Source organism: Pseudomonas sp. FG13, assembly GCF_057809755.1.
This window is the reverse complement of the sequence record NZ_JBMDKO010000001.1, coordinates 291,216-316,349: the sequence shown is the minus strand read 5'-3', so window position 1 is coordinate 316,349 and position 25,134 is coordinate 291,216. Positions and strand designations below refer to the sequence as shown.

Annotated in this window: 18 protein-coding genes and 1 pseudogene; 7 read left to right on the top strand and 12 right to left on the bottom strand. The window is 60.9% G+C overall.

Annotated features, from left to right (window positions below; genetic code table 11):
- Window positions 1-63 precede the first annotated feature (63 nt).
- From ltrA to ACODTO_RS01380, 4 genes and pseudogenes are all read right to left on the bottom strand, one after another.
- A pseudogene (gene ltrA / locus ACODTO_RS01395) lies at window positions 64-1,357 on the bottom strand (group II intron reverse transcriptase/maturase).
- Between the two features lie 510 nt (window positions 1,358-1,867).
- Window positions 1,868-3,304, bottom strand: a complete 1,437-nt coding sequence (gene aldA, locus ACODTO_RS01390) for an aldehyde dehydrogenase (RefSeq protein WP_258632649.1) — start codon at window positions 3,302-3,304, stop codon at window positions 1,868-1,870.
- A gap of 66 nt (window positions 3,305-3,370) precedes the next feature.
- Window positions 3,371-5,548, bottom strand: coding sequence for a PQQ-dependent dehydrogenase, methanol/ethanol family (locus ACODTO_RS01385; protein ID WP_258632647.1), 2,178 nt, complete (start codon window positions 5,546-5,548; stop codon window positions 3,371-3,373).
- Window positions 5,549-5,920: 372 nt separating this feature from the next.
- Window positions 5,921-6,796: a DMT family transporter gene (locus tag ACODTO_RS01380; RefSeq protein ID WP_258632645.1), complete on the bottom strand. Its 876-nt coding sequence runs from the start codon at window positions 6,794-6,796 to the stop codon at window positions 5,921-5,923.
- A 218-nt stretch (window positions 6,797-7,014) separates the two neighbouring features.
- On the opposite strand from ACODTO_RS01380, the gene ACODTO_RS01375 reads away from it, so the two are divergent.
- The 3 genes from ACODTO_RS01375 to ACODTO_RS01365 all read left to right on the top strand — a co-directional run bounded on the left by ACODTO_RS01375 (window position 7,015) and on the right by ACODTO_RS01365 (window position 9,685).
- On the top strand, window positions 7,015-7,632 hold the full coding sequence (locus ACODTO_RS01375; protein WP_258632643.1) for a TetR/AcrR family transcriptional regulator: 618 nt from the start codon (window positions 7,015-7,017) through the stop codon (window positions 7,630-7,632).
- A gap of 189 nt (window positions 7,633-7,821) precedes the next feature.
- A complete protein-coding gene (gene soxC, locus ACODTO_RS01370) occupies window positions 7,822-9,123 on the top strand; it encodes a sulfite dehydrogenase (RefSeq protein WP_258632641.1) in 1,302 nt (433 codons plus the stop codon).
- A complete protein-coding gene (locus ACODTO_RS01365; RefSeq protein ID WP_489105837.1) occupies window positions 9,110-9,685 on the top strand; it encodes a c-type cytochrome in 576 nt (191 codons plus the stop codon). Before soxC ends, ACODTO_RS01365 begins: the two co-directional genes overlap by 14 nt.
- Before the next feature lie 84 nt (window positions 9,686-9,769).
- On the opposite strand, the gene ACODTO_RS01360 is transcribed toward ACODTO_RS01365, so the two are convergent.
- Together ACODTO_RS01360 and ACODTO_RS01355 are read right to left on the bottom strand one after the other, a co-directional pair.
- The gene (locus ACODTO_RS01360; protein WP_258632638.1) at window positions 9,770-10,945 is read right to left on the bottom strand and encodes a sensor histidine kinase; all 1,176 of its coding nucleotides are present in this window, start codon (window positions 10,943-10,945) and stop codon (window positions 9,770-9,772) included.
- 5 nt (window positions 10,946-10,950) lie between these two features.
- Window positions 10,951-11,640 carry a response regulator gene (locus ACODTO_RS01355; protein ID WP_258632636.1) on the bottom strand — a complete coding sequence of 230 codons (690 nt, stop codon included), beginning with the start codon at window positions 11,638-11,640 and terminating at the stop codon, window positions 10,951-10,953.
- A gap of 97 nt (window positions 11,641-11,737) precedes the next feature.
- Between ACODTO_RS01355 and ACODTO_RS01350 the strand changes: the two genes are divergently transcribed.
- From ACODTO_RS01350 to ACODTO_RS01335, 4 genes are read left to right on the top strand one after another with little or no spacing between them, the layout of a single operon-like run.
- Window positions 11,738-13,219: an efflux transporter outer membrane subunit gene (locus ACODTO_RS01350; protein WP_258632635.1), complete on the top strand. Its 1,482-nt coding sequence runs from the start codon at window positions 11,738-11,740 to the stop codon at window positions 13,217-13,219.
- A complete protein-coding gene (locus ACODTO_RS01345) occupies window positions 13,216-14,028 on the top strand; it encodes a MipA/OmpV family protein (protein WP_258632632.1) in 813 nt (270 codons plus the stop codon). The genes ACODTO_RS01350 and ACODTO_RS01345 overlap by 4 nt, the downstream gene beginning before the upstream one ends.
- Window positions 14,029-14,044: 16 nt before the next feature.
- Complete coding sequence (locus ACODTO_RS01340; protein WP_258632630.1) at window positions 14,045-15,163, top strand: efflux RND transporter periplasmic adaptor subunit; 1,119 nt, start codon at window positions 14,045-14,047, stop codon at window positions 15,161-15,163.
- Window positions 15,160-18,231: an efflux RND transporter permease subunit gene (locus tag ACODTO_RS01335; RefSeq protein WP_258632628.1), complete on the top strand. Its 3,072-nt coding sequence runs from the start codon at window positions 15,160-15,162 to the stop codon at window positions 18,229-18,231. The genes ACODTO_RS01340 and ACODTO_RS01335 overlap by 4 nt, the downstream gene beginning before the upstream one ends.
- A gap of 72 nt (window positions 18,232-18,303) precedes the next feature.
- On the opposite strand, the gene ACODTO_RS01330 is transcribed toward ACODTO_RS01335, so the two are convergent.
- From ACODTO_RS01330 to ACODTO_RS01305, 6 genes are all read right to left on the bottom strand, one after another.
- A complete protein-coding gene (locus ACODTO_RS01330) occupies window positions 18,304-18,612 on the bottom strand; it encodes an Mpo1-like protein (RefSeq protein ID WP_258632626.1) in 309 nt (102 codons plus the stop codon).
- Between the two features lie 108 nt (window positions 18,613-18,720).
- Entirely contained in the window at window positions 18,721-20,688 is a 1,968-nt protein-coding gene (locus ACODTO_RS01325; protein ID WP_258632624.1) for an SDR family oxidoreductase, read from the bottom strand.
- Window positions 20,689-20,712: 24 nt separating this feature from the next.
- Window positions 20,713-21,333, bottom strand: coding sequence for a hypothetical protein (locus ACODTO_RS01320; protein ID WP_258632622.1), 621 nt, complete (start codon window positions 21,331-21,333; stop codon window positions 20,713-20,715).
- A gap of 10 nt (window positions 21,334-21,343) precedes the next feature.
- Window positions 21,344-22,825, bottom strand: coding sequence for an aspartate aminotransferase family protein (locus ACODTO_RS01315; RefSeq protein WP_258632620.1), 1,482 nt, complete (start codon window positions 22,823-22,825; stop codon window positions 21,344-21,346).
- Complete coding sequence (locus ACODTO_RS01310; protein WP_258632618.1) at window positions 22,822-23,499, bottom strand: class II aldolase/adducin family protein; 678 nt, start codon at window positions 23,497-23,499, stop codon at window positions 22,822-22,824. The genes ACODTO_RS01315 and ACODTO_RS01310 overlap by 4 nt, the downstream gene beginning before the upstream one ends.
- Entirely contained in the window at window positions 23,496-25,124 is a 1,629-nt protein-coding gene (locus ACODTO_RS01305; RefSeq protein ID WP_258632617.1) for a xylulokinase, read from the bottom strand. Before ACODTO_RS01305 ends, ACODTO_RS01310 begins: the two co-directional genes overlap by 4 nt.
- Between the last annotated feature and the right edge of the window lie 10 nt (window positions 25,125-25,134).

Genomic DNA, 25,134 nt, shown 5'->3' with positions numbered 1-25,134 from the left:
GGCCATTCCCCTGCCACACCACCCGGCATGCGGGTCCGCACCGGGCGGTTCGAGAGATTGAGGTCAGGAGAGGCGCGGTAAACCCATTCTGTCGAACCACGCTATATCGAGTACTCGGTTGAGTTCAAAGCGGCTGTTGCGCCACCAACAGCGGGAGTTTCCCGCCACTTTGCGTGCAGCAGCCTCACTTGCTCCCAACTTGCGTAACTCCCGATAGATCGTTGAACTGCGCCGCCACTGCTTGAGCTGGATCGCTCGGAGTCGATGTCGCATCCATTCGTCCAGCTCTCGCCAGAATTCGAGGGGTTTGCGACAAGCCAAAATAAGCCTTCCAACCCAGCAGGTAGGGCCTCAATCGATCGACAACCTGCTGCAAGCTGCGGCCACCTGAACGCCGGGTAAGCCAGCGGATACGTTGCTTGAACTGCTTACGCGCCTTGACCGCTACCGATCTCTTGACGCCTTTGGGGGACGCCCAAAAGGCATAGCCTAGAAACTTGCGACCAAACGCGCTCGCCACGGCACTCTTGCTCTCGTTGACACTCAAGTGCAGCTTTTCATACAGACGCTTCAGCAGGACCATCACTCGCTGCCCAGCCTTCTTGCTGCGAACGTACACATTCGCGTCATCGGCATAACGCACGAAACAATGGCCCCGACGTTCAAGCTCTCGATCCACTTCGTCCAGCAGCACATTCGCCAACAACGGCGACAGCGGGCCGCCTTGCGGCGCCCCCTGGCGACTTCTCTCGACCACGCCATTAATCAGCGTTCCCGCATCCAGATACGCGCGAACCAGCCGGATAACTGCCGGGTCCACAATCCGTTTGCGTAAACGACCTATCAGAATGTCGTGGTCGACCCGGTCGAAGAACTTCTCCAGATCAACATCCACTACCACCTTGCGCCCCGAAGACACATGTTGCTGAGCCGACAGGATGGCGTCCTGCGCACTGCGCCCCGGACGAAAGCCGTAGCTGTGTTCACTGAAGGTTGGGTCGAGCAGTGGTTGCAAGACTTGCAGCAACGCTTGTTGGATCAGCCGGTCGGTGACCGTTGGGATACCCAACTCGCGTTCGCCGCCGTCAGGCTTGGGAATGACCACGCGTCGTACCGGACTGGGCCGGTAGACGCCTGAAAGAAGCTGTTCGCAGATCGCAGGCCATCGGCTTTGCAAATGTTCGGCGGTCTGTTCAATATCCAGACCGTCAAATCCCGCAGCCCCTTTGTTGGCCTTGACCCGTTTCCAGGCCCGTTTCAGGTTTGCTCTCGCAAAGGCCCGTTCCAGCAGCCCTTGCCCTGCGTTGTCGGTTTCATTTTGCGGGCAATTGACCTCGTCGCTGATGGGGCTTCTCACGGCTTCACCGCTCGCGTCCTCACATCCGCCCCACGTTTGGCAGGCTTCTGACTTCCGGTCTTTCGCATCAACATGGCCTATAACGCTTTCTCTCGTTCGGCCCTTCGTCAAAAAAAAAAAGACTACTACGGCCTCTGCTGACTTCTCGCTCCGGTTTGCACCGTCGCCCTTTCAGGCACAAGGCGAGATCTCCCCAGGTAAGAACGCAATCCTTCACCACACAACCGCCGGATTTACGCAGCCTGATCCTTGACCACAAGAACTTCGCGGTTTTATGCCCGCTCGCCCTGATCGGCCTCGCCTTTTATCCGGTTCTTGTACATCGGCTCATGGCTTCGATCCACGCTTCCTCCCCACACTCGGTCGCCCTCATGCAGTTGCGCTTCACTTCGTTCGCTGTGGTCAGCTTACGGCGGGACTTTCACCCACAAGATTGCGCCCATGCTGGGCGCACATAAAAATGCCGACACCCTCACGGGTGCCGGCATTTCTCCGGGCATGGGTCAACGATCAGATCTGAATGTAAACCACGTGGGTGTGCGTGTATTCATACAAACCATGCTTGCCGTCCGCGCCGCCAATGCCGGACTTGCGCGCCCCGGCATGGAAGCCCTGCATCGCTTCGAAGTTCTCGCGATTGATGTAGGTTTCGCCGAAATCCAGTTCATGGCTGGCCCGCATGGCCGCGCTCAGGCTGCGGGTGTAGATCGATGAAGTCAGGCCGTATTCGCTGTCGTTGGCCAGGGCGATCGCTTCGTCCAGGTCTTCGACGATTTGGATCGGCAACACCGGGCCGAAGATCTCCTGGCGCATGATCGCCATGTCGCTGCCACAGCCGGCCAAAACGGTCGGCTGGTAATGGAAACCCTGGCCCTTGTCGGCCCCGGCGCCGCCAGTCACCACCTCAGCGCCCTGCCCCGTGGCGGTCCTGACCATCTGCGCGACCTTGTCCAGCGCCGCCTGGTTGATCAGCGGCCCCATGTCCAGGTCGTCCTCGGCCAGCGGGTCGCCGTACCGGGTCGCGGCCATCGACGCGGCTATCTGCTCGATGAACTGATCGGCGACCTTGCGTTCGACGTACACCCGCTCGGCGCAGTTGCAGACTTGCCCGGTGTTGATCACACGCGACGCGGTGACGGCCTTGACCGCCAGTTCCAGGTCGGCGTCCGCGAGCACGATAGCCGGCGCCTTGCCCCCCAGTTCCAGATTGAGTTTAGTGATGTTCGGCGCCGCCGCGGCCATGATCCGCGAGCCGGTGCCGACGCTGCCGGTGAAGCTGATCAAATCGATGCCGGCATGACTCGTCAGCTGATGCCCCACCGTCGCCCCTGTGCCGCTGACCACGTTGAACACCCCGGTAGGCAGGTCGGTCTCGGCCACCAGGCGGGCAAACTCGAAGCAGTTGATCGGGGTTTCTTCGCTGGGCTTGATCACGATGGTGTTGCCGGTCACCAAGGCCGGCGCCATTTTGCGAGCGATCAGGAAGAACGGGAAGTTCCACGGCAAGATGCCGGCTACCACACCCAGAGGTTTGCGCAGCAGGAAGATGCTTTCGCCGGCGCGGTCGCTGGTCAGCACCTCGCCTTCAAGACGCCGTGCCCACTCGGCCATGTAATCCAGGTAATCGGCCGTGAAGTTGACCTCCACCCGCGCCAGCCCCAGCACCTTGCCTTGCTCGGCGGTGATGATGTGGGCGAGTCGTTCGGCGTTGTCGCGCACTTTGCTGGCAATCTTGCGCAGGTAGCCGGCGCGCTCGATGGCCGGCCGCGCTGCCCAGCCTTTCTGCGCCTTGCGCGCCGCGGCGATAGCCGCTTCAACGTGCTCGCCGCTGGCTTCGGGCACCCGCGCCAGCAGTCGGTCGTTGGCCGGGTTGCGCACTTCGATGCGGGGATCGCCGGGAACGAAGGCGTTGGCGATGAAGTTCTGATACTCGATGATTTCGGTCATGTGCTTGCTCTCGCGGACAGTGTCGAAAACGCTGCAGAGGCGGCCCCGCCCCTGCAGCGCGGGCGTTCATTTGGCGCTGAAGGTTTTCCAGACGCCGCCTTCCTGCTGCAGGTCGTGGGCGCGCTTGATCAGGTATTGATGGATCTGCTCCACCTGTTCCGGCGTGAAGGCGTCGGCGAAGGACGGCATGCCATCCGGCACTCGACCGCCGTAGAGAATGCCGAGGAACATCTGGTGTTTTTCCGGCGTCAGCTTGCGCAGGTCCGGCAGCACGCCGCCGCTGACTGCATGAATGCCGTGGCATTGGGAGCAATAGCCGTCGTAGAGCTTGGCGCCGGCGTCCACTGCGGCCAGGTCGCCGGTCAGGGGCGGCGGTTTCGGGGTGTCGGCGAGCGGTGCCGGCTCGTTGAGTTTCGCCGTGCCGCCCAGCTTGTAGGTCAACACCTGGGAGAACGGCCGGACCCCGGCGCGCAAGGACAAGGCACCGGCAAAGGTCGAGAAGGCGCCGCCCCATCCGGCCATGAACGTCACGTACTGCTCACCGTCCACGCTGTAGGTAATCGGCGCCGCCATCACACCGCTGGCCGCCGGCTGCTCCCAGAGTTTCTTGCCACTGTCGGCGGCATAAGCGATCACCCGGCCGTCGGCGCTGCCCTCGAACACCAGGTTGCCGGCGGTGCTCAAGGTGCCGCCGTTGAAGATCGTCACATAGGGCACTTCCCAGGCCGGTTGCTGCTTGACCGGGTCCCAGGCGATCAGCTTGCCCGACCAGCCCTTGGCCATTTCCAACAGCCCATCGGCGTCCTCCGGCATCATCCCGGTGCGCAGGCCCAGTTGGTACATGCTCTTGAACGGGTTGCGCTTCGGCGCCTCGGGAATGTGCTCGTAGTAGGCGGACATGATGTGCGCCGGGATATACACCAGGCCGGTGTTCGGGTTGTAGGACATCGGCTGCCAGTCATGGGCGCCCCAGAACGCGGGCGTGACCAATTTGCGCTTGCCATCCTTCCAGTACGCGGCGTTCTCGTCATCGACGATGGGCCGCCCGGTCTTCATGTCCATGCCTTTGGTCCAGCTTTGCGGCACGATGCCCTTGGCCGACAGCAGCTCACCCGTGGCTCGGTCAATCACGTAGAAGAACCCGTTCTTCGGCGCCTGCATCAGTACCTTGCGCGGTTTTCCATTGATTGGCAGTTCCGCAAGGATCATGTGCTGGGTGGCGGTGTAGTCCCAGGCGTCTCCCGGCGTGGTCTGGTAGTGCCAGGCGTACTCGCCCGTATCCGCGTTGACCGCGACGATCGAAGACAGGAACAGGTTGTCGCCCTTGGCCTGGCTGCGCCATTTCGGGTCCCACAACGAACCGTTGCCCACGCCGATGTACAGCAGGTTCAAATCCGGATCGAAAGCGAAGGAGTCCCAGGCCGTGCCACCACCGCCTTGGGCAACATAGGCATCGCCGTGCCAGGTCTTGGCGGCGATGGCCATGGCTTTGTCTTCCGGCGGCAATTTGGGATCGCCCGGCACCGTGAAGAAGCGCCAGGCTTGCTTGCCGGTTTCGGCGTCGTACGCGGTGACATAACCGCGTACGCCGAACTCGGCGCCGCCGTTGCCGATCACCACTTTGCCGTTGACCACGCGCGGGGCACCGGTGATGGTGTAGCTGCGCGTGTGATCGGCCCGGGTGTCCACCGACCAGGCGCGCTGGCCGGTCTTGGCGTCGATGGCTTCCAGGCGACCATCGAGCACGCCCACGTAAACCTTGCCCTTCCACACCGCGACGCCCCGGTTGACCGCATCGCAACAGGCCTCGCCGGCGCGGTTGCGGTCGGACTTGGGGTCGTACTTCCAGATCAACTTGCCATCGCGAGCATCCAACGCGTAGACCACCGAGAACGGGCCGGTGGTGTACATCACGCCGTCGACCACGATAGGCGTGGCCTCGACGCCGCGATCCAGGTCCAGCTTGTAGCTCCAGGCGAGCCCCAGCTGGCCGACGTTCTGGTCGCTGATTTTCTTCAATGGGCTGTAGCGCTGCTCGTCGTAGGTGCGGCCGGTGCTCATCCAGTTACCGGGCTCCTGATCGGCGGCGATGATGCGCTTGCCGTCGACATTCGCCGGCATGTCCTGGGCCCAGCCCGGCGCCGCATTGAGAGTAAGCGCCAGCACGACAAATAGCGTCTTGAGAGGAACGCGAAGGGGGGCGCTCCGAGAAGCAGTAGGCACGGCGAGACCAATCTGTGACATAGGGGACTCCTGGTTCTTATTAGTAGCGAAGCCATTGCGCTGCGCACCAAGAGAGGAGCAACCCCCATGCCACCGTCTGAAAAATCGTTGTAGGCCCCGTTGTACGCGGCTTTCACTCCAGCCTATGGGTTGCGCCGACGTGCGACAGTTGTCGCATTCACCGCGACAGCTGTGCCAGTCCTGACGCGCTTCGATTTGACCTGGCTTGGGTCCATAAGCCAGCGACACACGCTCGGATGACCCGCCCGAGCGCTCCCATGGCGCTGATCAAAGAAAGCTGATGGATTTGCTTCTACCCATAGCTAGTCGAACAAGTGCCCATCAAGCTAAAAAGCAGCGGCGGTTTCCCCCGGCTTCGTCATCCGGTGACCACTAGCCACGCTGTTTGCTACCCAATACCAACGCAATGCCGCCTAGCACAGCCACGGATGCTACGACCATCCTTACGCTCAGGCTTTCACCCAGAAAAACGATGCCAGCCAGCGAAGCCAGAATGGGCACGCTCAACTGCACCGTCGCTGCTTGAAACGAGGCAAGCTGACGCACGGCGATATACCAGACCGCGTATCCGACGCCTGAGGCCAGCGCTCCGGAAAGGACGGCATAAATCATCCCCAGCGGATCCCAACGCAGCCCTGATAGAAACGGCAAGCTTGCAATCAGGACCAGGGGAATCGCGCGGATGAAGTTGCTGGCAGTGGTCGCCAGAGGATCCATGACGGTTTTGCCGAGCAGTGAATAGATCCCCCACGCGAGTCCCGACAACAGCATCGTGAGTGCGCTAAAAAGGTCGGGGGCCGCCGCGCCTGGAAGCAGCAGGCTAAGCAGGCCGCCCATCGCCAACACAAATCCAACGATCGCCAGCCTGTGCATCCGCTCGCCTTTGAACAAGCCGTACAGAACCATGCTCAGCTGAACCGCCCCAAACAGCAGTAGCGCTCCCGTCCCGGTCTCCAGATGAAGATACGCGAAGGAAAAAGCGAAGACGTAAATGAACAAGGCTGCGGCGCCCTTCCAGCTTCCCTTGACCAAAGTGGGGGATCGTCTGAATGCACACATCAGCCATAGCACCAAGGCGCCACTGGCCAGCCGGACAACGCTGAAGCTCGCGGCATCGATATCGGTGTGTTTTAACGCAAGGCGGCACAGCAAGGAATTCGCGGCAAATGCGACCATGGCGAAACAGGTCAGAACGATCAATCCCGCCGAGGTTGACGGGGTGGAGGCCTGAGTGGAATGACTGTTCATCGTTGTCTATCGGTCCCAATGCCTTGGTATGGCTCTCAGAATTCTCGACGCTACCGCGCCATTTGGAACACGCTCGGCTACGGATGGCTTATAAACGCTTCTGTACCGATCGGTCAATACAACTACTTGGTTGCAACTATGGGATGCCCATCTCCCCTTTGTATCCTTCGACGCGCACGCATGGGTATGATTGGCGCTCAACCGGTTGGAATTGACTCATGGGAAAAAAGAACGCCGTCGTCGCTGCCGAACCTGCTGAAACAAGCACCAAGGAGCGGATACTGAAGATTGCTGCGCAGTTGTTTTCGACGCGCGGCTTTCACGCGACCGGCATGGCTGAGTTGGAAAAAGCCACTGGCCTGGCTCGAGGCGCGCTGTATTACCACATCGGCAGCAAGGAAGAGCTACTGTTTGAAATCACCAGCCGGTATTTGCGGGTGCTCATCGCAGAGGGCACGCCTCTTTGTGAGAGCGATCTGTCGGCGGAAGCTAAATTTCGCCAGTTCTCCGCCATCGTGATGCGTACGATAGTCACCCACCTGGCCGAAATGACGGTCTGTTTCCGTGAAGTGTATTCCGTCATTGGCGAGCGCCAGGCCGAATTGCTCGACCTGCACCGTCAGTACGAAAAACTCTGGTCGCAGATCCTCAAGGCGGGCGTGAGCGAGGGTACTTTCCGCACATCTGACTCGTTGGCCGTCAAGGCCATCCTTGGCATTCACCACTACAGCTATCTCTGGATCAAGCCCGGAGGCCCGCGTTCCCCGGAATCTATCGCGACGTTCTTCTGCGACACCCTCCTGCCCGGACTGAAGGTTGAGCCAAATCTGGCTTGACTGGCATAAGCGGCGCATCGAATGCGCCACCTCCCCAGCTCCACCCCCTCATTCAAGTTTCCGCCACATGGGTGTTCCTGCGACTAGACCACACGGGTTTTTCGTTCTAGGCTAAAGTACAGACCGACCGATCAGTCTACGACCAAGCCGTCAGGCCTGCCCTGACAAAAAGATCCAGAGGGAACAACAATGACAAAAAAATCCATGGTCCCCGCCCAGCAAGACACCTCTCAAATAGCCCGCAGAGATTTTCTGATTAAAAGCGGGGCAGTTATCGGCACTGCCGCATTGGCCCTGGGTGACAGCAAACTCGTTAACGCCGAGACGACCAACACCGCCTCCCTTGATCCGAACCTGCCCCTTGAAGTCCCGCAATGGACTCATAGCCTTGGCTCACCCACGGCAACCCCTTATGGCAAACCCTCAACATTCGAAACCAAAGCCATCAGGAATTTATATCCCGGCCTGAAGGACACGATGTCCGCCTACAGCACCTCACCACTTCAGGAGCTGGACGGCATCATTACACCGAACGGTCTGTTTTATGAGCGCCACCACGCGGGCGTCCCGCAAATCGATCCGGCGGAACATCGATTGGTGATCCACGGCCTTACCGAAACAGCCTTGATCTTTACGGTGGATGAGATACGCCAATTCCCTGCTGTGTCGCGGGTGCACTTCATGGAGTGTTCGGGCAACCCATCGTTTCTGCCACCCTGGGGTAAAACAGCCGCCGAAGTCAGTGGCCTGGTGAGTTGCGCTGAATGGACGGGCGTCACCCTGAAAACCCTGCTGGATGAAGCAGGGCTGAAGCCGCAAGCCAAGTGGATCGTCGCCGAAGGAGCTGATGGCGCGGCAATGACGCGCAGCATTCCCATCGAAAAATGTCTGGACGATGTGATGGTCGTCTACAGCCAGAACGGCGAGCGTCTAAGACCGGAACAGGGCTACCCGCTGCGCCTTTTTGTCCCCGGCTACGAGGGCAATACCCACATCAAATGGCTGCGCCGACTGCACGTCACCGACGCCCCCGCCTACAGCCGGGAAGAAACCGCCAAATACACCGACCTGATGGCGAACGGCAAAGCTCGGAAGTTTTCCTTTGTCATGGAATGCAAATCGCTGGTGACCTACCCTTCCGGCACTCAGAAACTGACGCGCAAGGGCCTTCACGAGATGCGAGGTATTGCCTGGAGCGGCCACGGCAAAATCACCCGTGTCGATGTTTCCGTCGACGGAGGCAACAACTGGACGCAAGCCAAGTTACAGGAGCCCATTCTGACCAAAGCGCTGACCGCCTTCAGAGCCCCTTTCGAGTGGAACGGCCAAGAGTTGATGATCATGAGTCGTGCCATCGACGAGACCGGATATGTCCAGCCGACGCTGGAACAACTGATCGATGAGCGTGGCAAGGTCTCGTTTTATCACAACAACTCAGTACAACCGTGGCGCGTGTCCAACAATGGGGAGGTGACCAATGGACGGGCTTAAAGGTGGTTCGTTTGTCATAGGCTTGCTTTGCGCCTGTGCGCTGACTCATGCCTCAGCGCAACCCAAGTACGGTTTGGGCACCAAGGCTACCGAAGCGCAGATCGCCAGCTGGAACATCGATGTAGCCCCCGACGGCAAGGCTTTGCCTCCAGGGCGCGCGACGGTGGCCGACGGCGAAAAGGTCTACATGAACAGCTGCGTCAGTTGCCATGGCATGAAGCTCGAAGGCGGCGTCGGTCCGGCGTTGGCAGGGGGAGAAGGAACGCTGACCACTGACAAGCCGCTAAAGACAGTCGGCAGCTATTGGCCCTATGCAACGACTCTTTTCGACTACATCCGCAGAGCCATGCCCTTCCAGGCGCCACAGTCACTGACCAACGAACAAGTCTATGCGGTGACCGGCTACGTCCTGCACATGAACAAGCTGCTTGACGCCAACGCGACCGTTGATGCATCGGCCTTGGCAGCCGTGAAAATGCCGAATCGAGACGGTTTTTACACCGACGACAGGCCTGATAGTAAGGCTGTTGCCTGCATGTCTGACTGCCTGAAAACTCCCTAACGGATCACACAATGAAAAATCATACCTAGTTGAGTACTCCGGCGTGGTAGCGATCATTGAGCAAATAGACAGATAACTGAAGGTCTACACCGGAAATTCAGCCCTGATCAGCGTACCGCCCTGGGCGCGGTTGCTGGCGGTAATGGTTCCGCCATGGGCCTGGCAGATCGCACGGGCGATGGACAGGCCTAACCCGCTGCCGCCCGAATAGCGAGCCCTGGAGCGCTCCGCACGCCAGAAACGGTCAAATACGCTGTCCAGATGCTGTGCTTCGATGCCCGGTCCTCGGTCACCGATCTCAATGACGACCCGATCTTCGATCCGACGCGCCATGATGTTCAGTTCGCGACCGCTGACCGCGTAGCGTAATAGGTTATCGACAAGGATGTTCAGCACTTGGCCCAGGCGATCACGATCGGCATAAACACCCAATCCATCCGCGATATCGACTTGCGGCTGGACGCCGGCCTCCTCCAGTTGCGGCTGGAACCAGGCAAGCCGTTCGGCCACCAATGCCGCCAAGGAAAAAACGCTGCGCTCCAGCACCAGTTGGCCCGCCCTGGCCATCGACAACAGGTGCAAGTCATCCACCAGTTTTCTGAGTTGGTCGAGCTGACGCTTGACCATGCTCAACTGCACGGCGTCGCTGGGGAATACCTCATCGAGCATGCCCTGCACACGCCCCATGGCCGCATTCAAAGGCGTGCGCAGTTCGTGGGCGATGACCGCGCTGGACTCACGCACATCTCGCTCGTAGCGCTCCAACTGCGTGGTCATGCTGTTGAAGTCGCTGATCAAGTTTCGCAGTTCCTCCGGCGCTTGCTGGTGGGACGGCAGGCGAGTGAGAAAATCCCCTCCAGCAACTCGTCGCGCACCTTGTGCAATCGCCGAGAACTGGCTGGACAAAGGTCGCGAAAACCACAGGCCACAGATGATGATAATTGGAATAGCAGCCATCACCAGGCAGGCCAGAACCAGCCAGTCGCGATTCGCGATTTGCGGCTGGAAATACTCCACCGGGTAATAGTCGGCGATCAATTGCCTCAGGCGCGTCTCGTTGAGTTGCGGCTCGGCGCGCAGTTGCAGCAGTTCCTCCCGGGGCCCTGGCGGCAGATGCTGAAGAAAATACCAGTCCGACAGGTTGAAATTGATCCACATGCATAATGCGATCACCACCACGGCGCCGATCGCCAACAGACTCATGCGCATGCCGAGCCAGCGCCACAGGGGTTTGTCGTTAATGGGCGATTTATCAAGCATGGCGGTTACCTGAACCGATAGCCAATGGAGCGCACCGTCACCAGTACCCCGACAATGCCATGGGTTTCCAGCTTACGCCGCAGGTTGTGCACATGGGCGTCGACGACACGGGCCAGGGCTTCGCTTTCCGGCAGGCAGATTTCCAGCAGCTCCTCACGGGTGAAGGCTTTGGAGGGCGTCTTGAGCAAAGTGACCAGCAGCTTGAATTCAGTCGGAGTCAGGTCCAGCAACTGCGGTTGCGCATCGCGGTGTTCAATGGCCGCCGTAAAGGCGCCGAGGTCCACTCGCAGGTTCTCATGGCGCAGCAACTGTTCCACTGGTTGGCTGCCCGCGGTACGCCGCAACACTGCATGCACGCGCGCCACCACCTCGCGGGGGCTGTAGGGTTTGACCACATAGTCGTCCGCGCCATAGCGCAAGGCGCCGAGTTTTTCCGGTTCGTCGCCCATCGCCGTGACCATGATTACCGGCGTGTCACTGCTGCGGCGCACGGCAGACAGCACCTCGGTACCACTCAAGCGCGGCAGCATCACGTCGAGCAATATCAGATCTGGCTGCCAACTCTTGTGCAGGTCCAGACCGCGTTGGCCGTCTTCGGCCAAGGCCACCTCAAAGCCATCCCGGCACAAATAGGCTTCGAGAATATTGGCGCTGTCGGCGTCGTCTTCGACAATGAGGATACGTTTTCCTGACACAAAGAAGCCCCTTGATGAAACCTTGATAATTCACGAACGGTTTATTGAAAGTCCGCTGCCAGTATTGCCCTACGCCCGACTTTCGCGAACCGATCCTATGCCGACCACCGCACCGCTGTCCAAGCCTATCAAGCTGCCCAAACGCCTCGGCGCGGTTTTGCTGCTGGTCGGCATGCTGGCCGGTTGCTCACTGGCGCCGGCGTACCAGACGCCCGTGCCGCCGGTGCCGCAAACCCTGCAAGGCGAACCTACGACGGGCGCGCCCTCCTCCGCGACCAATGAGGTCGAGGGGCTTTCCGAGGAAGAGCAACAGCTGCTGGCCGGCCTGGATTCATCGGCGCAGTTGCTGCATCGGGTTGAACAAGCCCTGAACTACAATCGCGACCTGCGCCTGGCATTGCTGCGTGTCGAGCAAGCCCGCGCCCAGTACGGCATTTCCCGCGCCGATCGCATGCCCACCGTGGCCCTGGGCCTGCAACGCAACCGCCAACACCTGCACGACAAGACCACCGACGAACGTTATGGACAGGACATCGCGGTGGCGTCCGTGGGGGTATCGGACTTCGAGCTGGATTTTTTCGGCCGGGTCCGCAGCCTGTCCGAGGCGGCGCAACATGATTACCTCGCCACGCGCTACGGCGCCCTGGCCGCACGCAAGGCGCTGATCGTTGAAGTGGCGCGCCTGTATTTGCAGGAGCGCTTGCAGGCGGGCGTGCAGATCGACACCCAATCCATTCTTGACAATCAAAACCAGCTGCTGAGCGTACTCGACGGCCAGCAAAAAGAAGGCCTCGTCGCCCAGGACGCGGTCGACACCCAGCGCATGGAGGTTCGGCGTGCTGCCCTTCAATTGCAGGATGCAAGCGCCGAACACACCCGCGCACAGCAGGCGCTGGCGTGGGTCACCGGCTATCAGGTCGCACCTTCGACCGCCGCCACGAAAGATTCGGTCATCGACCTTGGTACCCCGCCATGGCTGGTCGAACTGCCGTCCCAGCGGCTGTTGCAGCGCTTTGATGTGCGCCAGTGCGAACAAGCCCTGCGCGCAGCGAATGCCAATATCGGCGCCGCGCGTGCGGCGTTCTTCCCTTCGATCACCTTGAGCACCGGTGCCGGCATCGCCAGCCCGCGTTTGAGCAACTTGTTTTCATCCGGCAGCGGCGCGTGGCTGTTCACCCCCCAACTGAACCTGCCGCTGTTCGACGGTGGCCGCAACAGGGCCAACCTGGACTTGGCCACCGCCCGCCAACAGTCAGCCGTCGCCCAGTACGAAAAGACCGTGCAGGACGCCTTTCGCGAAATTTCCGACCTGTTGAGCCAACGCCAGCAAGCGTTGGCCGACGCCACCACGCAAATGGATCTGACGGCGTTGACGGCGCTGAAGTCCAAGCGTCTCGACCAGCAAATTGCCGCCGGTGCGGCTGCGCGTTCGGAGCACCCGGTGGTTTCCATTCGCCTGGCTGAATCCGCCATCGAATTACGTAAGGCGACCTATCAATTGTTGTTCAACCGCCTGGCGCTGTATCGCGCGCTGTCCGGCGCACCGCTGTTTTCCTCCGCAGAAAGGGTTTCACCATGAACTTGACCACTCCCCTCAACCGCGCCGCGCTCTGGGGCGCCGCCGCTTTGATGTCCTGCACGCTCGCGAGCCCGGCGCAGGCGGCCGACGCCAGCCCGACGGCCGACAAAACCACCGCGACCCTGGGCCTTGGCATGGGTGTCACGCCTCGCTACATGGGCGCCGACCGCTACCGCGCGCTCGTGCTGCCGATGTTCAGCATCCAGCGCGGCGTGTTGTTTGCCGACACCACCCGCGGCCTCGGTGTGCAGTTTCAATCCGACAGCGGTTTCGGCGCCAGCGCGGCGATCAACTACGACCTGGGCCGCAAGGAAAAAGACAGCACCACGCGCCCGGGCGGCCGCGAGTTGGACGGCATGGGCGATATCAACGGCGCAACCGTCGCCGACTTCACCCTCAGCCAGCAACTGTTTGACTGGCTGTCGGTCAGCGGCGAAGCCGAACTGCGCGTGGCCGGCGAGCACCGTGGCAACCGTTATCGATTTGGCCTGGAAGGCATCCTGTTCCATTCCGACAGCGACACGCTTGCCCTGGACATCGACGCCCATGCTGGCGATGGCCGCTACAACCAGACCTTCTTCGGGGTCACCCAGGAACAGAGCCAGCGTTCCCTCTACGGGCGATACAGCGCCGATGCCGGGATCTATGCCTATTCCGCGGCCTTGAACTGGCAGCACACGCTGGATGCGCATTGGTCGACGCTGGCCAGCCTGACGCTGTCCCGTTACACCGACCAGGCCAGCAACAGCCCGCTGGTCGCGCGTGAAAACGCAGGCCTGGGCATGTTCGCGATCAACTACACCTTCTGATACCGAGGTCCCAGGCATGCGTCGTTGTCCTCAGCTGTTTCGTCCTTGGGCTCTTCACCTGATGCTCGGTCTTGCCTGCCTCATGATGGCCGCCTGCTCACGCGAGAATCCCGTGCAGGAGCAGGCCGTAAGGTCCATCAAGGTCACCGCCGTGCGCACGGCAGAGGCCTATGCGACGCCCTTGACCGGCGTTGTACGCCAACGCCAACGCGCAGAGCTGGCCTTCGAAGGTGCGGGCCGCTTGGTGGCGTTGAACGTCGACGTCGGCGATGCGGTGAAACAAGGCCAGGTACTGGCGAGCGTTGACACAGCAGTCGTCCGGCTGCGCCTGAAACAGGCGCAGGCCACCTTCTTCGCCAGCACGGCACAGACGGGCGAACGCAAACGCAACAAGGTCCGCCAGCAACAGCTCTATGCCCAAGGCAGCGTCGCGGCCAGCGCCGTGGAGCAAGCCGAAGCGGCGTGGCAGGCGGCCGTCGCGCAGCAGGCAACTGATGAAGCGGCGCTGGAGCTGGTGCGACGTGATCAGCGCCAGGGCCAACTGATTGCGCCATTTAACGGTGTCATCGTGGCCCGACGTGCGCAGTTATACAGCGAACTGTCTCCCGGCCAGGTGGTGATGGAGCTGGAGGCCAGCGGCGCGTTGCAGGTCATCGTGCAAGTCCCGGTGGAGCAGGCCGCCGGCCTCAAACCCGGAGACCGTGCATTGGCGGCCGACCCGGCCGCGCCCGCTTCTGTCATGCCGATGGTGCTCGAAGGCCTGTCGATGCGGGCGCAGAACGGCTTGCTGCAAAGCGCACGCTTTCGCCTGATCGCCAGCGACCTCACGCTACCCAGCGGGGTGAACCTCAACGTCAGGTTGGCGTCCCCTGCCCCGCTTCCTCTGTCCATTCCAACCCAGGCACTGCGAATGGGTGGTGACGCCAGCCAGGTACAGGTATTCGTCTATGACCCGGTCCAGGGCAAAGTCGCACTGCGTGATATTACGATTGGCCTGATCGAGCAAGGTCGCGTAGCCATCGACAAAGGCCTCAAGGACGGCGAACTAGTGGTCGTCACCGGCGTCGCGTTTCTCAATGACGGCCAATCCGTCAATCTGCTTCAGTCCTCCAGCCGTTTGAGCACAACCGAATGATCAACCTGACCCGTCATGCGCTGGGTGCGAGCCGCCTGACGTTATTCACCGCCCTGTTGATACTGGTCGCAGGCGTGGCGACGTTTCTGAGCTTCCCGACCCAGGAAGAGCCCTCGGTGACCATTCGCGATGCCCTGGTGAGTATCCAATTTCCCGGACTTCCCAGCGAACGCGCCGAAGAATTGCTGGCCCGGCCTACGGAAGAAAAGCTGCGTGAACTGTCGCAGATCAAAAATATCGTGACCACGATCCACCCCGGCAGCGTGGTCATCCAAGTGACTGCGCGCGATGAAATCAAGGACCTGGGGGTGCTGTGGCAACAGGTACGCAATAAAGTCGCCGAAGCCGGCGCCAGCTTTCCACCCGGCACCCAAGGGCCGTTTGTCGAAGACAATTTCGGGCGTGTCGCTGTCGCCTCCATCGCTGTCACCGCGCCCGGCTACAGCATGAGCGAGATGCGTGGGCCGTTGAAGCGCCTGCGCGATCAATTGGGCGGATTGCCCGGCATCGGCCAGGTCACTTTGCACGGCGTGCAGGAGCAACAGCTGTCGATCGATTTCAACCCGCAGCGCCTGGCAGGGCTGGGCTTGTCTCCACAGCAACTGTTCCAGCAATTGCAGCAGCAGAATGTGCTGGCGCCCGGTGGCATTGCCGACATTGGCGGGCAGATCACCACCCTCACCGTGACCGGCGAAGTCCTCAGCGTGGAGCAACTGCGCGAGTTGCCCATCCAGCTGCCTGGCTCGACCAGCGCCGCGCAATCGGTACCGCTGGGCGCCATTGCGCACATTTCGGTGATGGCCACCGACCCGCCACAGACCGCCGCGGTGTACCAGGGCCAGGACGCGGTGGTGCTTGCCGTGTCCATGGCTGCGGGGCAGAACATTCATCAGTTCGGAGCAGCACTGCGCGATCGCTTGGCGCAGCTGGAGCAGCAGCTCCCGTTGGGCTTTGCCGCGCATGTGGTGACGTTCCAGGCCGATGTGGTCGATCAGCAGATGGCCAAGATGAAGCATGTGATGATCGAGACAGTGGTCATCGTCATGGCCGTGGTGATGCTGTTCCTGGGGTGGCGTACCGGGCTGGTGGTGGGTGCCATTGTACCGCTGACCATCTTGGGTACGTTGATCGCCATGCGCATGCTCGGGGTCGAGCTGCAAACCGTGTCGATCGCCGCGATCATCCTCGCGCTCGGCTTGCTGGTGGACAATGGCATCGTGATCGCCGAGGACATCGAGCGCAGGCTGCACGCCGGCGAGCCGCGACGCCAGGCCTGCGAAGAGGCTGGACGCACCCTGGCCATTCCGTTGTTGACCTCATCGCTGGTGATTGTGCTGGCGTTCTCGCCGTTCTTTCTCGGCCAGACCAGCACCAATGAATACCTGCGCTCATTGGCCGTCGTACTGGCCCTCACTCTGCTCGGCTCGTGGTTATTGAGCATCACCGTTACGCCGCTGCTGTGCCTGTATTTCGCCAAGGCCGCGCGCGACGAGGCGTCCGGTGAAACGTATGACACCGGTTTTTACCGAGGCTATCGAGCCATCATCCGCCGGGTGCTACGGCACAAAGTCTTGTTTCTGATTGCCATGCTGGTGTTGCTGGCCGCCGCCGTTTTCGAATTGATGCGCGTACCCTATGACTTTTTGCCCCAGTCGGATCGGTTGCAGTTTCAGGTGCCCATCACCCTGGAACCCGGCAGCGGCTCGCGCAAGACCCTGCAAAGTGTGCGCGAGATCAGCCTGTGGCTGAGCAAGGAACCCCAGGTGGTCGACAGCATCGGCTACGTCGCCGATGGCGGGCCACGTATCGTGCTTGGTCTCAACCCGCCTTTGCCGGCTGCGGAAACCGCTTACTTCACCGTCAGCGTCAAGGTCGGTACGGATATCGATGCGGTCATCGCCAATATGCGGCGCTATCTGCTCAAACAGCACCCTGAATTGCGAGCCGAACCCAAACGGTTTTCCCTGGGCACCACAGAGGCCGGTGTCGCCATCTATCGAGTAGTGGGGTCGGACGAGCACGTGTTGCGAACGCTGGCCGGCCAGATCGAGACAGCGCTGCGCACCTTGCCGGGCACACTGGATGTGCGCGATGACTGGAGCACGCGCTTGACCCGTTATACCGTCGAGGTTGACCAGCAAAGTGTCCGACGCGCCGGTGTGGATACCCAAGCCATCGCCCAGGCCCTGCAGCTGCACTTCGGCGGTATTCAAGTCTCGTCATTGCAGGACAACGAAACCCGTGTGCCGCTGGTGGTACGCGAGCTCGCGACGGCGAACAGTGCCTCTCCCGACCTGCGCGGGATCCTGGTCTACCCAGCCGACGGCTCGACACCCTTGCCGCTGTCGGCCCTTGCCCACATCGTCGCGTCCAGCGAACCGTCCACACTGATACGCCGCAATCAGGAGCGAGTCATCACCGTGGTCGGGCACAACCCGTCGCTGACGGCGACATCCATTGTCGAACAGCTGGCGCCCCAGGTGGCTGCACTGGCCTTACCGCCGGGCTACCGCATTGAGCTGGGCGGCGAAATCGAAGACTCGGCAGACGCCAACCAGGCGCTGTTGCAGTACCTGCCACACGCGCTGATCGCCATGCTGTTGCTGTTCGTCTGGCAATTCAATTCGTTGCGCAAGCTGCTGATTGTGGTCTCCGCGATCCCCTTCGTATTGATCGGCGTTGCCGTCGCGCTGCTGATCACCGGTTACCCGTTCGGCTTCATGGCCACGTTCGGCCTGTTGTCGCTGGCGGGAATTATCGTGAACAACGCCGTGCTGCTGCTGGAACGTATCGAGGCGGAAATCCATGAAGGCCTGCCGGTGTACGAGGCAGTGGTGAATGCCGCCGTGAAACGCCTGCGCCCCATCGTCATGACCAAACTGACCTGCATTATCGGGCTGATCCCCCTGATGCTCTTCGCCGGGCCACTGTGGGAAGGCATGGCGATCACGCTAATGGGAGGCCTGGCGCTGGGGACATTGGTGACACTGGGTTTGATCCCTGTGCTCTACGTACTGCTGTTCACGCCGCGCACCTGGGGCATGGTGTCCCGGCAACAAAAACCTTGAACACTGGGCGTTTCACGCAGCGCAGACGGACGGGGCCGTGAAGGTCCATCGATGAACGTTCACGGCCGCGATTCAGAACGGTAGCCTGCCGGTCAGCATGTCCCACCACATTTTCCAGTCTCCCCTGAAACTGCTCAGGGGATGCCGTAAGGTTGCAGGCCGGTTGTGTTCATAGAAAAAATGCCCCACCCAGGCGAAGGCATAGGCTTGTACGAACGCCAGAAGCAACCAGCCCCAAGATTGCGTCGCCAGCGCCGTAGCAGCCAATACCAGCGCCAGGGTAGACCCTGCAAAATGCAGGCGCCGTGATGTCCGCTTTGAGTGTTGGCTCAAATAGAACGGGTAAAACTCTGCAAAGTTCTTATAGTGTGTCGTGCGCATCGTCTTGGCTCACTGTCGGTTGGGATAACGGTCATTGATTGGCCAGGAGAGCAGCGACGGCTTTGAGGGTCAACACGTCGCCAATCAACTCGAACTGATGCGCCGGATTCAGATCGTTTTATTCAACGACATCGCCTGCTCGCTTGGTCTGTCTGGTTGCGATCCTGGCAGCTCCTTTCGCAAGACCCACAACGTGACTGATTTGGGCAGGACCCTTGCCAACCGGATCAGCCATCTCATGGGCCAGGGAAACAGGTAATCCCAGCGCTGGCTGCGCATGGCGTAAAGCATGTGGTTGACGGCGGCCGCTTCTGAGATTTCCAAGGGTGCCGGCATACCATCGTTTGCGGTTTGCGCTGTAGCGACAAAACCCGGGTAGAGCGATAGAAACCGAATCCCCCGGCCGCCGAACTCGATGCGACAAGTGTCGATCAACAAGCGCAGTGCGCCCTTGGCGGCGCTATAAGGGCCTTGCAACGTCACACCCAGAAAGCCCGCGAGAGAATTGGTTTGCACCACCAGTCCATGCCCCTGCCGACTCATCTGTTCCAAGGCCGGGAATAGGTAGTTGACCACCACATCGTAGTTCGAACGCATGTACGCGGTGACATCCGCGGCTTTCATTTCGCGCATATCCAACGCGGGGGCTCCGCCTGCGTTGAGCACGACCACATCAAGGCGACCGTACAGTTCGACGATCTCCTCCACGAGGCCGGCCGCCGCCTGCTCATCCAGCGCATCCGCGGCCAGGGCCACGCACTTTCCACCTTGAAGCGTGATTTCCAGTTGCAGGGCATTCAACAGCTCCTTGCGCCTGGCCGTGGCCACTACCCAGGCGCCTTCCTGCGCCAGACGCACTGCCAGGCCGCGCCCCATGCCTGAAGACGCCCCGACTACCAGGACCACTTTGCGGGCAAAACTGACGCGCTTGCTCGTCGGGCACTGTCGAAGCAAGCCAACCAGGATCAGCGCAATCAGCGAGAACACAGCACTGACCAGCAAGACGTACTCGGCGTTCTCACCCACTACCCACTGCGACGCTATCAAGGGCCCGAAAGCGCACCCCAGCAATTGCATGCCTGGCACCAGCGCAGCGATTCGTCCCGAGGGATCTATCTGAAGCGCGATACGGACTTGGAAAGGCGTCAGCATCAGCCAAACCAATCCAAACGATCCGCACAGCACCAGGAATACGCTGACGCCCATATCGACAGAAAAATACATGCCCAACGCAATGCCGCCCAACAAGAGCGCAGCGCCCGCCAACAACGAAAAGTCCGAGATACGGCGCACCAGGAGGATACCCAGGCACCCACCCAATACCTGCATCAGTAGCGTGCCGGAAATGAGTAATTGTGCGTTTTGTGCGTCAAGCCCCACGTATTTGCTTAACGGCTCGAGATAGGCCCAAAGCCCGCCGATGGCGGAAAGCTGCATAAAGACCAGTCCCAGCAATAACAAGTGTTTGAGACTCCAACCAAAACCGGAATCATTAGCTCGCTGTTCTTGCTGGTTTGCCAGGCGGCTGGGCTGCCACCGGACCAATACCAAGGAAGCCGCCGTCAGTACACCTAAAAAGACAAAGCCATAAGACGCGCTATGCATGGGCAGTATCCAATACGCCAACACCGCCGCTACCAGCGCCTGGCCCAGTGTCTGCACGACCATGAATACGCCCGCCACACGGTCTGGTGCAGGACCCTGAACAATCAGATTCACGGTTCCCCATAACAGCAGGCCCTCAGCCAACCCGGCCAACGCCCGTATCAGCGCCAATGCGCCGTCCCCGGTGGTACTGGCTGTAACCAGATCCATAACCGATGCGCCCAGGATCGCGACAATCGTGATCAGACGCAGACTAAACACCGAACGCAGTAAATCGCCCAGGACAACGCCCAATCCCAGCGAGAGGATTTCTCCCATTGCGACCAAACCGACACCTTCGAGCGAAAGTCGGTTTTGCGCCAGCAACTCTCCCAGCAGCAAGGGTTGCAGGCCTACCATCAATACGGCGATTGAGCCCAACGTCAAGGCTGCACTCAAGTGTTTACGGGAAACAGCGGACAACACATGCATGGCGCTACACCTCTTGAAGGGTTTTCAGTAACCACGGTTTTCCGGCGGAATTTCGCCTCGGGCGAAACATTGCGTCGCGCGCTGTTCATCTTTCATCAATCGGCTGTTGGCAACCCGAACCACCCACCAGGGCAGCAGCGTCATCTTGATGCCAGACGCCTTGGCAAGGGTGAATGCCTTGGCGCACTTTTCAAACAGCTGCGCGTTGAGTGCCATGCGGGTGCCGGTGGTACCCAGGGTCGCCGGCACGCCCTTGATCAACACTGCATTGCCGCCACGCTGCAGTGCGGTGGCGATCTCCTGGTCTGAAGCCGCCGGTGCGCCCATATGACCAATATGCCGAGCTTGCTCATCGAACAGGATCGGCATGACCCCACCAAAATCCCCCAGACTCCTGGTGTAGTCGCCCCCACCCAGAAGAACGGCGCCCACATCGGCCCGTGCGCGGTAGATCGCCTGGTGGGTCTGGCTGTCACCCTGCACATGCACCGGCCAGTCGATGCAAGTGGGGACCGGATCATCCAGCTGTCCCCACCACATGCGTTCCTTGCCTGGGATGCGCAAGGAAAAGCTGCTCCCTGCCTCCACCAGGCTGACCAGCCGTTGCTGAAGTTCCAGCCATTGTTGTCGCAGTACTTCTTGCATCGCGCTCACCTCACACCAATTGAAAAACGGCGTCGAATCGCTCGAGCGCGTCGTCGATGACTTCGTCGGTATCGGCCAGGCTGGTATAGATCCGACTGCCGGCCAGCGTGATCAACCCGTGCGCGGTATAAGCGGCGCCCATCTCTTCCATCATGTGCTTCCGCGACTTGGCTTCATTGCGCGCGCGCAGCAGCTTGAGAGGGTTGCTGGTGTCAAGCAGTAGCACGCCCGAGGTTTGCAGGTGCACGATCGAGCCCATGTTATAGGCCACGTAAGGCAGGCCACGACGGTTGATGATCTCGTCGAGTCCCTTGCGCATGCGGTCGCCGGCGCGTCCCGCCAAGGCAGGCGCATCCAGTTTGCGCGCCTCAAGCAAGGCGTAATAACCGGCCACGCAGGACAGCGGGTTGGCCGACAGCGTGCCACCGACAAAGGCCCGTCGTGCAGAGGTGCCGATGCCGCCCGCAAGCAGCTGCATGACATCCCGGCGCCCGCCGATCGCACCCGCCATGGGGTAGCCACCGGTCAGGCATTTGCCTAGCACGGTGATGTCCGGCATCACGTTGAAATAACCTTGAGCACCGCCCAAGCCGGCACGGAAACCGGTGACCACCTCATCGAAAATCAGCAGCGTATCGAACTCGTCGCACAGCTTGCGCAGCTGACGGTTAAAGTCCGGGTGTACAGGCCGCGTACCGCTTTCCGGACCAAAAGGTTCCACCATGATCGCCGCCGTGCCACCGCGCAGGCGATTGATCTGCAAGCGACGGCGCAACGCATCGAGGTTATTCGGCGGGCTCTCCTGGGTGTGCGCCGTGGCGCCGCGTGGAATACCGACGGCCTCCATACGACCGGTGCCCGGCAATCGCATGCCATACACCAATTGGTCGCTCCAGCCGTGATACGCACCGCCGATCTTGATCACCCATTTCTTGCGGGTATAAGCACGCGCCAGACGCACCGCCGCCATGACTGCTTCAGTGCCAGAGCCCAGCAGACGCACCATATCGACGCCAGGCATTACCTCACAGACCAACTGCGCCAGCTTCACCTCATACTCATGCAGCAGACCGGTGACCGGACCGCATTCATCGAGAATCCGATTGACCTGCTCACGAATGGCCGGATGGTTGGAGCCCAGCAGGGTCGGTCCACCCGCCTGCAGAAAATCGATATAGCGGTTGCCGTCCACGTCGGTTAGGTGCGCACCCTTGGCCTGGGCGATGGCGAGCGCAAATGGATGGTTGAACGCGAGGTTGTGCTGCACCCCCCCCGGTATGAATTTTTTCGCCTCCTCAGCGAGCCGCCTGGAACCCTGGCAGCGTTCGTCGAAGTAGCCCATGACCTTGCTCAGCGCTTCACGCTTCAGGGGGCGAATCGGTTGCTTGACCAACGCATCGAAACGTCGATACAGCGAGTCGACATCCGGCCATTGCGAAACCGCTGAATTTGTCACCGCAGGCAATGTGATGGGATCAAGAGGCTTGTTCATAATGGGGTCTCGGAAGAAGGGTGAGCATCGACAGCGCTGGAACGCATCAGGGCGTCGACCAGGCGTGCCACGGCGGCAGGTGACTGCGCCTGATGACGGGACTGTTCGTTGATATGACGTAGCAGGTAGTCGCGGCAGAAGGTCTCGAGATCCTCGAGGCGCGACAGGGTCGTCTCGATATCCGGACCACAGCACAGCACGCCGTGGTTGCGCATCAGGTAGGCGTTGTAATCCCAGCGAATGGTCCTGCCGAACTTGCCGGCCAACCAACTTGAGCCTGAGGGTGCGTACCCTACCAAGGGTATGTGTTTGCCCAGGGACGCCCACAGCTCCGGGTTCGGTACATCCAGCGGCTCACCGAGCAAGGTGCAGGCACTGGCCACGGGCTGATGGGTGTGGATACTGCACTGCACGTCCGGGCGCGCCCGCAGAATTTTTGCATGCAGCCCGCTTTCGACCGTGGGCGCGCGGTCACCGGAGAGCTGTGCCAGATCCTTGAGACGCAGCACACAGACATCCTCCGCACGCATGGTGAAATAGTCGGTAGCCGACGGCGTGACGGCGATGTGCTGCGCATCGATGCGCAAAGCGAGATTACCGCCAGTCGCCGCAAAAAAGCCGCGGTGACACAGATGCTGCGATAGCTCGACGATTTGTTGTTGGACATGACTCATGAGGCAGTCTCCTGTGTGGGGTTCAGGCGCCGATAAAGCGGCGCGAGACGCTTGCGTACCTCTTGGAACGTGGCGAATTGATCGTCGTACAGCGCACGGGTGGCGCCGGACGGTTCAAACAGGCGATGCGGACGTTTCAGGCTCGGAAGGTCGTGAAACTGCAGCTTGCCCAACGCCACCGCCGCTATGAACGCAGCCCCGCGGGCATTGGTCTGGATCGCGTTCTGCGGCTGCTGGATAACGCGCCCGCAGACGTCGGCCATGATCTGGCACCACACCTCCGATTGGGCGCCGCCACCGGTGGCCACGATCACGTCGCTGGGCTGGCCGAGAAAGCGCGAGAATGGTTCGAACATCCAGCGCGTGTTGAGCGCGACCCCTTCCATGAAGGCGCGAATGATGTCTTCCCGTGAGTGCTCCAGCTTCAGGTTGAACAAGCCGGCTCGCAGGCTGGGATCACTGATCGGCGAGCGTTCGCCGCACAGCCAGGGCGTGTAGATCAACCCCCTGGAACCTGGCGGCACCCGCGCGGCGATGCGATCAAGCAAGGCGTAGACGTCTGGTTGCTGTTCATCACTCAACAGCTCGTCGGGGTGGTAAAGCACCTTGTCGCGCAGGAATGAAAGGTTCGCGCCCGCCGCCGACTGCATGGCCATCGCCAGGTAGCGGCCGTTGACCGCGCTGGGCACCGCGGCGATGTGGTGACGCACGCTGGTTTTCTTGAACGGGACGTGTGCGCCCACCCATGACGAGGTGCCCAGATAAAGGTGCGGGGCAAAGTCGCTGACGGTGGCACCGACAGCCACTGCCGAGGTGTCGACGGCGCCTGCCACAACTTGCGTGGTAGGCGACAATCCGAGGGTCTCGGCAAGCTCCGGGCGTAACGTGCCAATAACATCAGTGGACCTGACAAGATCGGGCAGTTTGTCGACCTCGACCCCCAAGGCCTTGACCAGGCCGCCGTCGTAGCGAATGTGGTGAGGGTCACGGTTGTCGGTGATCCATGCCGTCAACATCGAGTCGCTGGTGGCGCAATAGCGGCCCGAAAGGCGCAGGTTCATGTAGTCGAGCACGTTGAGGAATTTGTAGGTTCGCTCATAGCGCTCCGGCTCGTGATCAAGGATGTAGGCCATGTGCCCGGCGGCGTCCATGCCGGACAACGAGGCCACGCCACCCGTCAGACGCAGTGAACGCCAGAGCTTGAGCGGCCCGTACCCGGCCAGGCTGAACCGCCCTCCTCCCATGCGTTTTTTGACCGCCCCGGCCCCCCGCTTGTCCAGCCACAACATCGCACGCCCAATGGCCACGCCGTCCCGATCCACGCACACCGTGCCTTCGCCCTGCGTGGAGCAACATACGGCGATCACCTGGCGCCGCCTGACGGGATCAGCGCTCAGCAATTCGTTGGCTCCTCGCAAAAAAGCATTCCACCAATCTTGCGGTTCCTGCTCGACGCTCAACCCGTTCACATGCAGCGGCACACTGTGAAACGCCCAGGCCCGGATATCACCCTCAAGTGAAACCAGGGCGCACTTGCAACCGGAGGTGCCGAGGTCCACCGCCAGGATGAGTTGCTCCAGACCGGTGGCCGCCTGAGGCGTCCGGGATAAGAAAAGCGAAGTCATAAAGGTCTAC

Coding starts and splice junctions, on each gene's coding strand:
- aldA (WP_258632649.1), bottom strand. CDS start 3,304: ATGACCGAAATCATCGAGTATCAGAACTTCATCGCCAACGCCTTCGTT.
- ACODTO_RS01385 (WP_258632647.1), bottom strand. CDS start 5,548: ATGTCACAGATTGGTCTCGCCGTGCCTACTGCTTCTCGGAGCGCCCCC.
- ACODTO_RS01380 (WP_258632645.1), bottom strand. CDS start 6,796: ATGAACAGTCATTCCACTCAGGCCTCCACCCCGTCAACCTCGGCGGGA.
- ACODTO_RS01375 (WP_258632643.1), top strand. CDS start 7,015: ATGGGAAAAAAGAACGCCGTCGTCGCTGCCGAACCTGCTGAAACAAGC.
- soxC (WP_258632641.1), top strand. CDS start 7,822: ATGACAAAAAAATCCATGGTCCCCGCCCAGCAAGACACCTCTCAAATA.
- ACODTO_RS01365 (WP_489105837.1), top strand. CDS start 9,110: ATGGACGGGCTTAAAGGTGGTTCGTTTGTCATAGGCTTGCTTTGCGCC.
- ACODTO_RS01360 (WP_258632638.1), bottom strand. CDS start 10,945: ATGCTTGATAAATCGCCCATTAACGACAAACCCCTGTGGCGCTGGCTC.
- ACODTO_RS01350 (WP_258632635.1), top strand. CDS start 11,738: ATGCCGACCACCGCACCGCTGTCCAAGCCTATCAAGCTGCCCAAACGC.
- ACODTO_RS01345 (WP_258632632.1), top strand. CDS start 13,216: ATGAACTTGACCACTCCCCTCAACCGCGCCGCGCTCTGGGGCGCCGCC.
- ACODTO_RS01340 (WP_258632630.1), top strand. CDS start 14,045: ATGCGTCGTTGTCCTCAGCTGTTTCGTCCTTGGGCTCTTCACCTGATG.
- ACODTO_RS01335 (WP_258632628.1), top strand. CDS start 15,160: ATGATCAACCTGACCCGTCATGCGCTGGGTGCGAGCCGCCTGACGTTA.
- ACODTO_RS01330 (WP_258632626.1), bottom strand. CDS start 18,612: ATGCGCACGACACACTATAAGAACTTTGCAGAGTTTTACCCGTTCTAT.
- ACODTO_RS01325 (WP_258632624.1), bottom strand. CDS start 20,688: ATGCATGTGTTGTCCGCTGTTTCCCGTAAACACTTGAGTGCAGCCTTG.
- ACODTO_RS01320 (WP_258632622.1), bottom strand. CDS start 21,333: ATGCAAGAAGTACTGCGACAACAATGGCTGGAACTTCAGCAACGGCTG.
- ACODTO_RS01315 (WP_258632620.1), bottom strand. CDS start 22,825: ATGAACAAGCCTCTTGATCCCATCACATTGCCTGCGGTGACAAATTCA.
- ACODTO_RS01310 (WP_258632618.1), bottom strand. CDS start 23,499: ATGAGTCATGTCCAACAACAAATCGTCGAGCTATCGCAGCATCTGTGT.
- ACODTO_RS01305 (WP_258632617.1), bottom strand. CDS start 25,124: ATGACTTCGCTTTTCTTATCCCGGACGCCTCAGGCGGCCACCGGTCTG.